Origin of the sequence: Actinomadura macra NBRC 14102 (genome assembly GCF_001552215.1) — a bacterium.
GTDB classification, from domain to species: domain Bacteria; phylum Actinomycetota; class Actinomycetes; order Streptosporangiales; family Streptosporangiaceae; genus Spirillospora; species Spirillospora macra.
Map to the genome: position 1 here is coordinate 433,080 of NZ_BCQT01000018.1, position 14,103 is coordinate 447,182.

A 14,103-nucleotide genomic window follows, 5' to 3' on the forward strand; every position below is an offset into this window, starting at 1 on the left:
GTGACGGACACGGAACGTCCCGTCGCACTGGTCACCGGCGGCTCCCGGGGGATCGGCCGCGCCGTCGTCCACCGGCTCGCCGAGGCGGGGCACGACGTCGCTTTCTGCTACCAGAGCAGCCGGGAGGCGGCCGAACTGGTCGCCAAGGAGGCGCGCGAGCGGGGCGCGCGGGTGCTGACCCGCCAGGTCGACGTCACCGACCGCGCCGCGGTCAAGGCGTTCACCGGCGCCGTCGAGGAGGACCTCGGCCCGGTCGCCGCGCTGGTCGGCGTCGCCGGGATCGTCTCCGACCGGCCGCTGGTGCTGATGCGCGACGACGACTGGGACTCGGTGCTGCGGACCAACCTCGACGGCACCTACAACGTGTGCCGCGCGGCGGTCTTCCCGATGCTGAAACGCAAGGCGGGTGCCGTCGTCACCGTCTCCTCGGTCGCGGGCGTGGCCGGGAACGCGGGGCAGACGAACTACTCGGCGTCCAAGGCGGGCATCATCGGGTTCACCAAGGCGCTGGCCAAGGAGGTAGGCCCGCACGGGCTGCGGGCCAACGTGGTGGCCCCCGGCTTCATCGAGACCGACATGACCGCCGGGCTCCGGGACAAGGTCGCCGGGCAGGTGCTGGAACGGATCTCGCTGGGCAGGTTCGGACGGGCCGGGGAGGTCGCGGATCTCGTCGCGTTCCTGGTGTCGGACCGCGCCTCGTACGTCACGGGACAGGTGTTCCGGGTCGACGGCGGGATGGCGTTGTGAGCCGCCGGAATCGTCCGCCGCGCTTCTACTTCAACCTGCGCAGCCCCTACTCCTGGCTGGCCTACCGCGACCTGCTCGACCAGTACCCGGACGTGGCCGCGCAGGTGGAGTGGGCACCCTTCTGGGAGCCGGACGAGACGAGCCTGAAGCTGCTCGCCGAAGCGGGTGGGGAGTTCCCCTTCACGCCGATGTCCAAGGCCAAGCACCTCTACATCCTGCAGGACGTCCGGCGCCTCGCCGCGGGCCGCGGGCTCGCGATCGCCTGGCCGGTGGACCGGGAGCCGTGGTGGGAGGTGCCGCACCTGGCCTACCTGGTCGCCCACCGGCACGGCCGGGGTTCTGAGTTCATCGCGCTGGCCTATCGGGCGCGCTGGGAGGAGGGACGCGACATCTGCGATCCCGCGACCGTCGCAGGGATCGGCACCGAACTCGGGCTGGACGCGGCCGAGCCGGCCAAGGCGGTCGACGACCCGCGGGTCCGCGCGGAGGGCGCGCGGGCGTTGATGGAGGTCTACAGGGACGGTGTCTTCGGGGTGCCGTACTTCGTGAACGGGTTCGAGAGGTTCTGGGGCGTGGACCGGCTGGCCGCGTTCGCCGCGTCCGTACGTCCCGGAACGGCGGGCGACGGAGCCGCGCTCGCGGAGGGCGGGACCGCGCTCGCGGAGGGAGGTGCCGTCTCGACCCTCGTCGACGACGGCCACGCCGGGGGCTGCGGCTGAGCGGCCGCCCGCCCGGCGGAGCACGTAGGGCACATAGGCCGCGTATAGCCCAGGTATAGGGGCGGCCGTGACGATCCGATCATCGAATCACTTATCGAATCGCTCATCGAAACGAGCCAGAGGACGTGGGGAGGTCCGGGTCCGGCATGTCTGATCTGACTGATCTCATGACCGTGGTCTCGCGCCATGCAGGCCGGACCCCGGGCGTCACCGCCGTCCGGTTCTTCCGCGGCGCCGGCGAGCGCCGGACCGAGGAGATCCTCTCCTACGGCGAGCTCGACCGCTCGGCGCGGGCGACCGCCGTCGTGCTCCGGGACCGGTGCCGTCCCGGAGACCGGGTGCTGCTGCCCTTCGCGCCGGGTCCGGGCTTCGCCGAGGCGTTCCTCGGCTGCCAGTACGCGGGGCTCGTCCCGGTGCCCGCGCCCGCGCCCGCGCGGTCCAAGCACCAGATCGACCGGACCGGATCCGTCGCGGCCGACGCCCGTCCGTCCCTGGTCCTCACCGAGGCGGCGGCACAGGCGAACGTGCGCGCCCGGCTCGCCGACCACGGCCTCGACCGGCTCGACACGGTCGCGATCGAGACCACCCGGACGGCGGACCCGGGCGGCGCGGACACCCCGCCCCACGACCCGGGCGACCTGGCATTCCTCCAGTACACGTCCGGCTCGACCAGCGCGCCCAAGGGTGTGATGGTCACGCACGCCAACCTCGCCCACAACCTCGACCTCATGCGGCGCAGCCACGGCTGGGACCAGGACACCGGCTTCTGTAGCTGGCTGCCCCTCTACCACGACATGGGGCTCATCGCGATGCTGCTCATGCCGCTCTACCTCGGGGGCACCGCGGCGCTCATGTCGGCGACCGACTTCCTCAAGCGTCCGCGGACCTGGCTCCAGCTGATGGACCACACCGGCGCCCAAGTCAGCTGTGCACCCGATTTCGCCTACGACCTCTGCGCGCGCCGCGTCACCGAGGAGGAGGCGGCGGGGCTGGACCTGTCCCGCTGGCGCCAGGCGTGCAACGGAGCCGAACCGATCGCCGCGGAGACGCTGCGGCGGTTCAGCGAGCGCTTCGCCGCGGCGGGGTTCGCGCCCGAGGCGTTCCTGCCCGGCTACGGACTGGCCGAGGCGACCCTCTACGTCTCGGGGGCGCCCACGACGGCCGCCCCCGTCGTCACCCGGGTCGACGCCGAGGCGCTGCACCGGGACGCGTTCGTCCCGGCCACCGACGGCTCGGCGACCCTGGTCAGCAGCGGCCATGTCCGTGATCTGGACGTCCGGGTCGTCGATCCGGCGACGGCGCGGGCGCTGCCCGACGGACGGGTCGGCGAGGTCTGGGTTCGCGGCGAGAGCGTGGCACTGGGCTACTGGATGCGGCCCGAAGAGACCGCGCGGACCTTCGGCGCCGTCACCGCCCGCGGCGAGCACGGCTTCCTGCGCACCGGCGACCTGGGCGTCCGGCAAGGCGCGGAGCTGTACATCACCGGCCGTCTCAAGGAGATGCTCATCGTGCACGGCCGCAACCTTTACCCGCACGACATCGAACGGGAGGCCGAGACCCTCGACGAGGCGTTCACCGGCCTGCCGAGCTGCGTGTTCGCGGTGCCCGCGCCGCACGAGGAGATCGTCGTCGTGCAGGAGGTCAGGGTCCGCGGACGGGACGCGGCGGAGCTGCCCGCGCTGGCGCGCAGGGCCAGGACGGCGCTGTCCACCCGGCTCGGCGTCAGCGTCGCGGGCTTCGTCCTCGTCCGGGTGGGCCAGGTGAGCCGGACGACCAGCGGGAAGATCCAGCGGCTCCGCGTCCGGGAGCGGTTCGTGGACGGCGAGCTGCGCACCGTCCACGAGGACCTGGACGCCGCGGTCCGCGACCGGTACCGCGTACCCGAGCCCGTGAGGAACCCGGCATGAAGTATCAGCCCTACGCGCTGACCGAGCGCCTGGAGGAGCGCTTCGGCGACCCCGGCGACGCGGTCCGCACCTTCTCCCTCGCCCGCTGCGCCGAGCTGGACCGGCGGGAGGAGTTCCCCGCCGACATCTGCCGTGCACTGGACGAGGCGGGGGTCGCCGGCTACTACGTGCCCGCCCGCTTCGGCGGCGCCGTCCACACGTTCGAGGACACGCTCCAGGTCGTCCGGCTGATGGCGCGCCGCGACCTCACCGTCGCGATCGGGCACGGCAAGACGTTCCTCGGCGGCGTCTCGGCCTGGGTCGGCGCCGAACCGGACCAGGCCCGGCGGATCGCCGCCGAAGTGCTCGGCGGCAGCGTCGTCTCCTGGGGGCTCACCGAGGAAGCGCACGGCAGCGACCTGCTGGCGGGCGAGGTCACCGCGGCTCCGGTGGCGGGGGGCTACCGGGTCGCCGGCGAGAAATGGCTGATCAACAACGCCACCCGCGCCGATCTCGTGTGCCTGCTCGCCCGGACCGACCCCGACGGCGGGCCGCGCGGTTTCAGCCTGCTGCTGATGGACAAGCACCGCCTCGGCCCGGACGCCTACCGGTGCCTGCCGAAGGTCCGCACGCACGGGGTGCGCGGCGCCGACATCAGCGGCATCGGCTTCGACGGCGCGATGGTGGAGGCCGGGGACCTGCTCGGCGCGCCCGGCAGCGGTGTCGAGACCGTCCTGAAAGGACTTCAGCTCACCCGGACGCTGGTCGCCGGGCTGTCCCTCGGCGCCGCCGATCGGGCGCTGCGGCTGTGCACCGGCTTCGCGCTCGGACACGAGCTGTACGGCCGGCGCCTCGTGGACCTCCCGCACGCGGCGCGCACCCTCACCGAGTCCTACACCGACCTGCTGACCGCGGAGGTGCTGAGCCTGGTGGCGACGCGTGCGATCCACGCACTCCCCGGCGAGCTCAGCGTTCTGTCGGCAGTGGTGAAGTACCACGTGCCGACGAGCGTCGACGCGCTGATCGCGAGCCTCGGGCAGACGATGGGCGCGCGGGCCTTCCTCGCGACCGAGAACGACCACGGCCTGTTCCAGAAGGTCGAACGTGACCATCGCATCGTCGGCATCTTCGACGGCAACACGCTGGTCAACCTCAACGTCGTGATCAACCACTTCCCGGTGCTGGCGCGCATGTTCGCCCGGGAGCGCGCGGACGAGCCCGCCGTGGCCGCCGCGGCGGGCGTGGGGGAGGCGCCTCCGGAGTTCGCTCCGGACCGGCTCGAACTGGTCTCCCGCACCGGCTGCTCGCTGCTTCAGGGCCTGCCCGCCGCGGTGGCCGCGCTGCCCACCGGCACGCCCCCCGCGGTGGCCGCCCTGGCGCGGCGGCTCCGCGACATCGCCGCCGACGTGCACGAGCGGATGGCCGGTCACCGGCCGACCGCCCGGAGCGTCCCCGGTGAGTCCTTCGATCTCGCCCGCGAGTACACCTTGTGCGTCACCGGTGCGGCCTGCCTGTGGTTCTGGCTGCACAACCGCGAGCGGGCCGGCGCCGAGGAGCCCACGGCCGAGCTCTGGGCCGACGCGCTCTGGCTGGAGGCAAGCCTGACCCGCCTGCTGGGCAGGCTGCGTCCCGGCGCGCCCACCGAGCACGGTGCCACCGATCACGGTGCCGGTGATCACGGTGCCGGTGAGCCCGGCGGCGCGGTCTACGACCGGCTGTTGCCCGCCCTTCTGGCCCAGTACCGCGCGGGACTGCTGTTCTCCCCGCTGCTCTGCCGACTGCCCGAGGAGCGGCCATGACACACGCCACCGCCACCCCCGCCCACCAGGCCGGCTTCGCCGGTCCGACCGATCTGGAGGCCTGCCTCGGCGATCCGCTGGACCCGGCGAACCCGCTCGGTCACGCGGCGGTCGTGGCCGCCGACGAGCGGGGCGAGATCCTCGCCGCGGGGGAGGACGCGCTCGACGCCTACGGCCTGAACGCCGAGTTCGTGCCGCGCTCGCTCGGCGGCCGGTTCGAGCAGGCGGACCGGCTGGCCGAGACCGTCCGCGCCGTGTTCCGCCGCGACGTCACGCTCGGGCTGGGGTACGGCATCACCAACTTCGTCGCCGCCGCTCCCGTCTGGACCTCGGGGAACGCGGAGCAGCAGGCATGGCTCGCGAGCCTGCTGCTGCGCAACCGCCGGGCGGCGGCGGCCTACACCGAACTTCCGCACGGCAACGACTTCATCCGCAACGAACTGACCGCGCGCCCGTCCGCCCACGGGTTCGTGGTGGACGGGCGCAAGGAGCTCGTCAACAACGTCGGCCGCGCCGACGCGATCGTGTTGTTCGCCCGTACCGACGACGGACCGGGCAGCCGGAGCCACTCGCACCTGCTGGTCGACATGACCGCGCTGCCCGCGGACCGCCGCAGCCAGCTGCCGCGCTTCCCGACCGTGGGCGTGCGCGGCTGCCTGCTCGGCGGCATCGAGTTCGCCGGCTGCCCGGTGCCCGGCGACCGTCTGCTCGGCGAGCGCGGCGGGGCCATGGAGACCGTGCTCAAGGCGTTCCAGGTCACCCGTGCGGTGCTGCCCGGAGTGGTCATCGGCGCGCTGGACACGCAGCTGCGCACGGCCGTTCACTTCGCCCGCCGCCGCGTCCTGTACGGCGGGACGGTGGCCGACCTGCCGAACGCCCGGTCGACCCTGGTGGGCGCCTTCCTCGACCTGTTGATCTGCGACGCCCTGGCGACGGTGGGAGCCCGCGCGCTGCACCTGCTTCCCGCGGAGACCAGCGTGCTGACCGCTGCCGTGAAGTACCTGGTGCCCAAGATCCTGCGGGAGGCGTCCTACGAGCTGTCGGTGCTGGTGGGCGCTCGCTCCTACTTGCGCGACGGGCCTTACGCGATCTTCGAGAAGACGATGCGCGACCTGCCGCTGGTGACCTTCGCGCACGCCAACGCGGCGGTCTGCCAGGCGACGATCATCCCGCAGCTGCCCCGGCTGGCGGCCCGGAGCTGGCTGCGCGCCGAGCCGCCGCCGGACGCGCTGTTCGACACCCGCGTCGCGCTGCCGCCGCTGGCCTTCGACCGGCTCGCGATCAACGCGCGGGGCGCCGACGGGCTGTCGGCGATGCTCGCGGTGGCCGCCGGCGACGCCGATCCGCGCGTCGCCGAACCCGGCGCCCGCCTCCTCGCCGAACTGGACCGGCTGCGGCGGGCATGCCAGGCCCTGCCGGCGCGCGACCGGACCGCCCTCGCGGGCCGCGCGGCCTTCGACCTCTGCGAGCGCTACATCGTGCTGCTCGCGGCCGCCGCGTGCGTCGGCGTGCGGCGGCACGGTACCGGCTTCCTCGCCGGGCCCGACTGGATCGTCGGTGCGCTCGCCCGGCTGGAGGCACGCCTCGGCCGCCGCGAACGGCTCCCCGAGGACACCGAGTCGCGCCTGACCGCCGAGTTGTTCGGCCGTTCGGACGCTCATCTGACCTTCGATATGTACGCCCGGCGTCTCGCCGGCTGACCAGAATTCATCCCCGGCCAAAGGAGCAGCGACAATGCCGGATGCGAGCACGGTTCCGTCGGAGCAGACCATCCGCGATTGGCTGATCGAGCGGGTCGCCTTCTACGCCGAACGCGCCCCCGACGCGGTCGACCCCAACATTCAGATCGTGGAGCTGGGCCTGGACTCGGTCTACGCGCTGAACCTGTGCGGGGACATCGAGGACGAGTTCGGCCTTGAGGTCGAGCCCACGCTGGGCTGGGACCACCCCACGGTGAACGCCATCACCACTTTCTTGATCGGGGAACTGGGGCAGCGCTGATGGAGGGAATCCAGCGCAGGCTCTCGGCCGGTCAGGAGGCCATGTGGTTCGTCCACCGGATGGCCCCCGACAGCGCCGCCTACAACATCACGCTCGCCTTCCGGGTCCGCACTCGCGCGTCGGCTCCGCTGGACGTGCCGGCCCTGCGCCGCGCGGTGACCGCGCTCGCGGGGCGCCACGAGGTGCTGCGCTCGACCTTCGCCGAGGAGGAGGCGGGCCCGGTCCGTCTGGTCGGCCCGGCGGACCTGGTCGCCCTGGACGTCCGGGAGGTCGCCGGTGCGGACGAGGCGCGGCTGCACGATCTGGTCGGCGCGGTCGGCGCCGAGCCGTTCCGGCTGACCACGCAGGCGCCACTGCGGGTGGTGCTGCTGCGCCGCGCCCCCGACGACGCGGTGCTGGTCGTCGTCGCGCACCACATCGTGTCCGACCGCACCTCCCAATGGCTGATCATGCGTGACCTGCTGGACGCCTACTGCGGGCTGGCCGCGTCCGGACGCCCGGCGTGGCGGCCGCTGAAGGCGTCGTTCGACGACCATGTGGTGGCCGAGCGGCAGATGCTGGCCTCGCCGCGCCGGGCGGAACTGGAGGAGCGCTGGTCGCGGCTCTGTGCCGGGGTGCCGGCGGCCGAGCTGCCCGCCGACCGGCCGCGCCCGGCGCGGCAGACCTTCGGCGGCGCCACCCACCGGGTGACCTTCCCCGCCGACCTCGACCGGCGGCTGCGCGAGAACGCCGAGCGGGCGGGCGTCACCCCCTTCGTCCAGCTCCTGGGGATCTTCCAGGCGCTGCTCCACCGGTACGGCGGGCAACCGGAGTTCCTGATCGGCTGCCCGGTCGCCACCCGCTTCGGTGGCGGGATGCGGGACGTCGTCGGATATCTCGTCAACACGGTCGCGCTGCGCGCCGCGTTCACACCCGACACCACCTTCGCGCAGGCGGTGGAGTCGGCGCAGCGGCAGATGCGCGACGCCGTCGGGGTGGCGCGCTATCCCTTCCCGCTGGTGCCCGGCGCGCTGGACCTGCCGCGGGAGCAGGACCGTCCGCCGGTCTTCCAGATCGCGGCCACGATGGTGGCCACCAGCCGGCTGGAGCCGCTGCTGGACCTGCTGGCCGACGACGCGGCCGCGGAGCTGGAGTACGGCGGGCTGCGCCTGTCGATTATGGACGTCGCGCACATGGAGGGTCAGCTCGATCTGAACGTCGAGCTCCGGCGGAGCCGAAATTCCCTCACCGCCGTACTGCGCTACAACACCGATCTGTTCGATCTATCGACCATCGAGCGCCTTGGCGACCATTTTCTGCTGCTGGCGCGTGCCGCCGTGGAAGAGCCCGGTGCGCGCATCGGCGCCGTCTCCCTGATGACCGCGGATGAACTGCGCGGGCTGCTCCGGCTGGGGCAGGGCGCCGCCGCACTGTGAGACGACGCATGTCAGGGGGAGCGGCCACCGGCCGCAACTGACCACCGAAGAAACGGGGACCGAGCATGGCAACGACGCACATCGAAAGGCTGGCGACGACCGAAGCCGAGCGGGACGAGCTACAACGGCTCGCGGACCGGCTGACGCGGACCGATCCACGGCAGGTGGACGAGCGGCCGTGGATCGAGGCGGCGAGGGCGCTGTCCTGCGCGGCGCCGCGGCGGCTGCGCGAGCGGTTGCGCGCGTTCCGTAACGATCCGGGCCCCGACGGGCTGCTGCTGATCTCCGGGCTTCCGGTGGACGCGGCCGCCCTGCCGCCCACCCCCAGCGTCCCGGATTCGGTGGAGCGGTCCGCGACCGTGGCCGCCGCCGTGCAGGCGCTGATCACCCTGCAACTCGGGGAGATCATCGCGTTCCGGAACGAGAAGCGCGGCGCGCTGGTGCAGAACGTGGTGCCGGTGCCCGGCCGGGAGGGCTCGCAGAGCAACGCGGGCGCCGAGGTGCTGGAGATGCACATCGAGAACGCCTTCCACCCGCACCGGCCGGACTTCGTCGCGCTGCTGTGCCTGCGCAACGACCACGAGGGCAAGGCCGGCCTGCGGGTCGGCTCCATCCGCCGCGCGGCCGCGCTGCTGACCGACGACGACCGGAAGGTGCTGTCGGAGGAACGGTTCGTGACCGAGCCGCCGCCCTCGTTCGGCGACATGGCCGGGGCGGCCGTCCCGCACGCCGTGCTGACCGGCGCCTGGGACGACCCGGATGTGCGGGTGGACTTCCTCAGCACCCACCCCCAGGACGACGGCGCACGCGCGGCGATGAGGGCGCTGCAGATGGCGTTCACCGAGGTCACCAGGACGCTCGTGCTGCGGACGGGGGAGATGGCCCTGGTCGACAACCGGCTGACGATCCACGGGCGCACCGCCTTCACGCCCCGCTACGACGGCAACGACCGCTGGCTGTACCGCACCTTCGTCCACCTCGACCACCGGCGCTCCCGCGCCCTGCGCGCCGAGAACGGCAATGTGCTGGCCTGAGTCATATATAGCTCCGGTATAGCGGTACTTCGCACTATAGAAAAACATGACGGGCGAATCGGGTGTTCGAGTCTTCGGAATTACCGGCGGAAAGGGAAGTCGTGGACGACATGACGGCCGCGGGAGTGCTTTCGACGATCGGTGACACACCGCTCGTCGAACTGGCGAAGCTGCTGCCCGACTTTCCCGGACGGGTCTTCGCCAAACTCGAGCGGTTCAATCCGGGCGGCAGCATCAAGGATCGGTCGGCGCTCAGCCTGCTGCTGGGCGGGCTCCGCTCCGGCGAGCTGGTGCCGGGCCGGTCGGTGGTCGTGGAGTCCAGTTCGGGCAACCTGGCCATCGGCCTCGCCCAGATCTGCCGGTACCTCGGGCTGCGTTTCATCTGCGTGGTGGACGCCAAGACCACCACGCAGAACCTGGCGATCCTGCGGGCCTACCAGGTCGAGGTCGAGGTGGTCTCCGAGCCGGACCCGGAATCCGGCGAGTACCTCCCCGTCCGCGTGCGGCGGGTCCGCGAGATCGTCGAGAACACGCCGCACGCGTTCTGGCCGGACCAGTACTCCAATCCGCTGAACCCCCTGGCGCACGAACGCACCATGGGCGAGATCGCAGCCGCGCTGGACGGACGGGTCGACTACCTGTTCTGCGCCACGAGCACCTTCGGGACGTTGCGCGGCTGCGCCGCCTACATCCGGGCGCACGGGATGGACACGACCGTCGTCGGGGTGGACGCCGTCGGCAGCGTGCTGTTCGGCGGTGCCCCCGCGTCCCGGCTCATCCCCGGCCACGGGGCCTCGATCATGCCCGCCCTCGCCGCACCGGAGCTCGCCGACCGGGTCGTGCACGTGGCGGACCTGGAGTGCGTCGCGGCCTGCCGGCGGCTCATCGGCCGGGAGGCCATCCTCGCCGGCGGCTCGTCCGGGGCGACCGTCGCCGCGCTGACCAGGCTCGCCCCCGAGGTGGAGCCGGGCGCCAACTGCGTCCTGGTCTTCCCCGACGGCGGCGACCGCTACCTCGGCACCGTCTACTCCGACGACTGGGTGCGCGCCCACTTCGGCGAGGTGTTCCACCTCTGGAAGGACCCCGTGGACGGGCCGCCGCGACGGCGGACCGCGACCCACCACAGCTGATCGCAAGGAAGGACTGGAGCTCAAGTGGCTGACAAGCAGCAGGACGACGTGCTCTACCGCGTGGTGCGCAACGACGAGGAGCAGTACTCGGTGTGGTGGGCCGACCGGCCGCTGCCCGAGGGCTGGCATGCCGAAGGCACGGAGGGCACCCGCGAGGAGTGCCTGGCGCACATCGCCGAGATCTGGACGGACCTGCGCCCGCTGAGCCTCCGCCGCCGCATGGCCGGGCAGAGCGCGGGCTGACCATGACCGAGCGCCTCCTTCCCGACATGGTCGCCCGGCGGGCCGAGCGGTCGCCGGAGGCGGTCGCGGTCGTCGCCGGTCGCGAGCGCCTTGCCTACGCCGAGCTCGACCGCCGCGCCAACCGGCTCGCCCATCTGCTGCGCGCCCGCGGCGCCGGACCGGGTTCCCTGGTCGGCGTCCGCATGCACCGCGGCCCCGACCTGGCCGCCGCGCTGCTCGGAGTCTGGCGGGCGGGCGCCGCCTACGTCCCGCTCGACCCCGGACATCCCGCCGAACGGCTGCGCTGGATGCTCGCCGAGACCGGCGACCCGCTCGTGGTGACGCAGCGGGCGCTCGCCCCCGATCTGGCCGGAACCGACGCCGAGGCCGTGTACGCCGACGCCGAACCGATGCTCGCCGAGCTACCCGGAACCCTGCCGGAGGGCGGACCGGGCCCGGCGGACGCCGCGTACGTCGTGTTCACCTCGGGCTCGACCGGCGTCCCCAAGGGCGTCGTGATCACCCATGAGGGGATCGCCAACCGGGTGCTCTGGACGGTGCACGCCCATGGCCTGGACGAGCGGGACCGGGTGCTGCAGAAGACGTCGCTGAGCTTCGACGCCGCCTGCTGGGAATTCTTCGCACCGCTGGTGAGCGGCGGAACCGTCGTCATGGCGCCCGTGGGCGCCGAGCGCGACCCGGCGGCCATGGTCGGCGCGATCGCGCGGGACCGGGTCACCGTGCTGCAGGTCGTCCCGTCCGTGCTGCGGCTGCTCGTCCGTGAGCCGGGCTGGGAAGGGTGCGGCTCGCTGCGGCTGCTGTTCTCCGCGGGGGAAGCCCTGCACGCCGAGCTGTGCCAGGAGTTCCGCCGGCTCGTCCCGGACGTGGAGATCTGGAACACCTACGGCCCGACCGAGTGCTCGATCGACGTGACCGCGCACCGCTTCGACCCCGCGCAGTCGTCCGGGCCGGTGCCCATCGGCCGGCCGATCGACGGCATCCGCGTCCTGGTGCTGGACTCCCACGGCTCGCTCGTGCCGCCGGGACTGCCCGGTGAGCTGTTCGCGGGCGGCCCCGGACTCGCCCGGGGCTATCTGGGCCGGTCCGGCCTGACCGCCGGCCGCTTCGTGCCCGACCCGTACGGGCCGCCGGGATCCCGCCTCTACCAGACCGGCGACCGGGTGCGGTGGCGGACCGACGGGACGCTGGAGTACCTCGGCCGCCTCGACCACCAGGTCAAGATCAACGGAGTCCGGATCGAGCCCGGCGAGGTCGAGTCCGCGCTGCTCGCCCATCCGGGAGTGCGGGGCGCGGTCGTGGCCACGGCGCCCGCCCCCGACGGCACCGACCGCCTGGTCGGCTACGTCGTCGGCCCGGACGGCACGTCCGTGGACATGCTGCGCGGGCACCTGCGCGACCGCCTGCCCGAGCCGTTCGTCCCCTCGGTGTTCGTCCGCCTCGACACCTTCCCGCTGACCGCGAACGGCAAGGTTGACCGCACCGCGCTGCCGGTCCCCGACCTGGTCGAGAACCCCGGCCGCCCGCCCTACGTCGCCCCCCGCGACCCCGTCGAGGAACTGATCGCGCAGACCTGGTCCGAGCTGCTCAAGGTCGACCGGGTCGGGGTGCACGACGACTTCTTCCAGCTCGGCGGCACCTCGCTGATCCTCACGCGGCTCGCCGGCCGGCTGCGGACCGCGCTCGGCGGCCGGGACCGGCTGCGCGGCCTGTTCGGCGCCCCGACCGTCTCCGAGCAGGCACGCCTGCTCTCCGGGGCCGGGGAGGAACTGCCGCCGGTACGGGCCGTGCCGCGTCCCGCGGCGGGCACGCTGCCCGTCTCGTTCGGGCAGCGCCGGCTGTGGTTCCTGGACCGGATGCGGCCGGGCAGCCCGGAGTGGCTCGCGCCGGTCTTCATCCGGCTCGACGCCGGCACCGATCCCGGCGTCGTCCGCCGCGCCCTGGTGGACCTCGCCGGCCGGCACGAGATCCTGCGGACCCGCTACACCGAGGAGGCGGGCGAGCCGCGGCAGATCGTCGACGCCGAGGTCGAGCCCGACCTGACCGTGCTCGACACCGACCGCGCCGGCCTGGCCAAGATCTTCCAGACCGAGTTCGAACGGGGCATCGACCTGGAGACGGGCCCGGTCTGGCGCGCGGTCCTGGCGCGGCTCGACGATGATCCGCCGCTGCTTCTGCTGACGATCCACCACATCGCCTGCGACGGCTGGTCGGCGGCGCTGCTGGAACGCGATGTGCGGGAGCTGTGCGCCACCCCCGCGACGGGCGGTACCGCGACCGTGCCGCGGCCGCCGGTCCAGTACGCCGACTTCGCCGCCTGGCAGCGCGAATGGCTGACGCCGGAACGGCTCGAACGCGCGCTGGCCTTCTGGCGGACGGCGCTCGCCGGCCTCCCGCAACTGCGGTTGCCGACCGACCGGCCGCGCCCCGCCGAACGCGACGCCCGCGGCGCCGTCGTGCCCTTCACCGTCCCGGCACCGCTCGCCGGCGCCCTCGACGCGCTCGGCCGGTCCGCCGGGACCACCCCGTTCATGACGCTGCTGTCGGCATTCTCCATCCTGATGGGGCGTTACGCGGGCCAGCACGACGTCACGATCGGCACCCCGGTCGCCGGGCGGAGCCAGCCCGAGATCCAGGAGGTGGCGGGGTTCTTCCTCAACTCCCTGGTACTGCGCTGCGACCTGGCGGGCGGCCCGTCCTTCCACGAGGTCCTCGCCCGCACGCGCGCCACGTGCCTGGACGCCTTCGCCCATCAGGAACTGCCGTTCGAGCACCTGGTCGACGAGTTGCAGCCCGAACGCGACCTGTCCCGCACACCGCTGTACCAGGTCGCCTTCGACCTGCACGACGAGCGGCTGACCAGCGGCGGCGCCGACCTGACCGACCTGGACACCTACCAGGAGAGCTGGCACGTCGCCAAGACCGACCTGACCCTCTTCATGCGGCGCCGCCCCGACGGCTCTCTGGTGGGCGCCTTCGAGTACGCCACCGCCCTGTTCGACGCCACCACGGTCGAGCAGCTCGGCCGCCATTTCGTGCGCCTGCTGGACGCACTCACCACAGACCCCGACGTCCAGGTGGACGACGTGGACTTCCTCGCCGCCGACGAACGTGAGTTGGTGGTGTCGGGGT

The 14,103-nt window shown here is 73.0% G+C and carries 11 protein-coding genes; all 11 read left to right on the forward strand.

Annotated features, from left to right (window positions below):
* Complete coding sequence (gene fabG, locus AMA02S_RS29575) at positions 1 to 747, forward strand: 3-oxoacyl-[acyl-carrier-protein] reductase (RefSeq protein ID WP_067464639.1); 747 nt, start codon at positions 1 to 3, stop codon at positions 745 to 747.
* Positions 744 to 1,466: a 2-hydroxychromene-2-carboxylate isomerase gene (locus AMA02S_RS29580; protein ID WP_067464466.1), complete on the forward strand. Its 723-nt coding sequence runs from the start codon at positions 744 to 746 to the stop codon at positions 1,464 to 1,466. The genes fabG and AMA02S_RS29580 overlap by 4 nt, the downstream gene beginning before the upstream one ends.
* Before the next feature lie 146 nt (positions 1,467 to 1,612).
* On the forward strand, positions 1,613 to 3,373 hold the full coding sequence (locus AMA02S_RS29585; protein WP_084265727.1) for a fatty acyl-AMP ligase: 1,761 nt from the start codon (positions 1,613 to 1,615) through the stop codon (positions 3,371 to 3,373).
* Positions 3,370 to 5,151, forward strand: coding sequence for an acyl-CoA dehydrogenase family protein (locus AMA02S_RS29590; protein WP_067464472.1), 1,782 nt, complete (start codon positions 3,370 to 3,372; stop codon positions 5,149 to 5,151). Before AMA02S_RS29585 ends, AMA02S_RS29590 begins: the two co-directional genes overlap by 4 nt.
* Entirely contained in the window at positions 5,148 to 6,851 is a 1,704-nt protein-coding gene (locus AMA02S_RS29595; RefSeq protein ID WP_067464475.1) for an acyl-CoA dehydrogenase family protein, read from the forward strand. Before AMA02S_RS29590 ends, AMA02S_RS29595 begins: the two co-directional genes overlap by 4 nt.
* A gap of 34 nt (positions 6,852 to 6,885) precedes the next feature.
* Positions 6,886 to 7,152 (forward strand): acyl carrier protein, encoded by a 267-nt coding sequence (locus AMA02S_RS29600; RefSeq protein WP_067464478.1) that lies wholly within the window; start codon positions 6,886 to 6,888, stop codon positions 7,150 to 7,152.
* Complete coding sequence (locus tag AMA02S_RS29605) at positions 7,152 to 8,567, forward strand: condensation domain-containing protein (RefSeq protein WP_067464481.1); 1,416 nt, start codon at positions 7,152 to 7,154, stop codon at positions 8,565 to 8,567. The genes AMA02S_RS29600 and AMA02S_RS29605 overlap by 1 nt, the downstream gene beginning before the upstream one ends.
* Before the next feature lie 65 nt (positions 8,568 to 8,632).
* Positions 8,633 to 9,601 (forward strand): TauD/TfdA family dioxygenase, encoded by a 969-nt coding sequence (locus tag AMA02S_RS29610; RefSeq protein ID WP_067464483.1) that lies wholly within the window; start codon positions 8,633 to 8,635, stop codon positions 9,599 to 9,601.
* Between the two features lie 110 nt (positions 9,602 to 9,711).
* The gene (gene sbnA, locus AMA02S_RS29615) at positions 9,712 to 10,731 is read left to right on the forward strand and encodes a 2,3-diaminopropionate biosynthesis protein SbnA (protein ID WP_067464641.1); all 1,020 of its coding nucleotides are present in this window, start codon (positions 9,712 to 9,714) and stop codon (positions 10,729 to 10,731) included.
* Between the two features lie 24 nt (positions 10,732 to 10,755).
* On the forward strand, positions 10,756 to 10,974 hold the full coding sequence (locus AMA02S_RS29620) for an MbtH family protein (protein ID WP_067464486.1): 219 nt from the start codon (positions 10,756 to 10,758) through the stop codon (positions 10,972 to 10,974).
* 2 nt (positions 10,975 to 10,976) lie between these two features.
* Positions 10,977 to 14,103 (forward strand): non-ribosomal peptide synthetase (locus AMA02S_RS29625; RefSeq protein WP_157430900.1); only part of this gene is annotated, 3,127 nt, incomplete at its 3' end.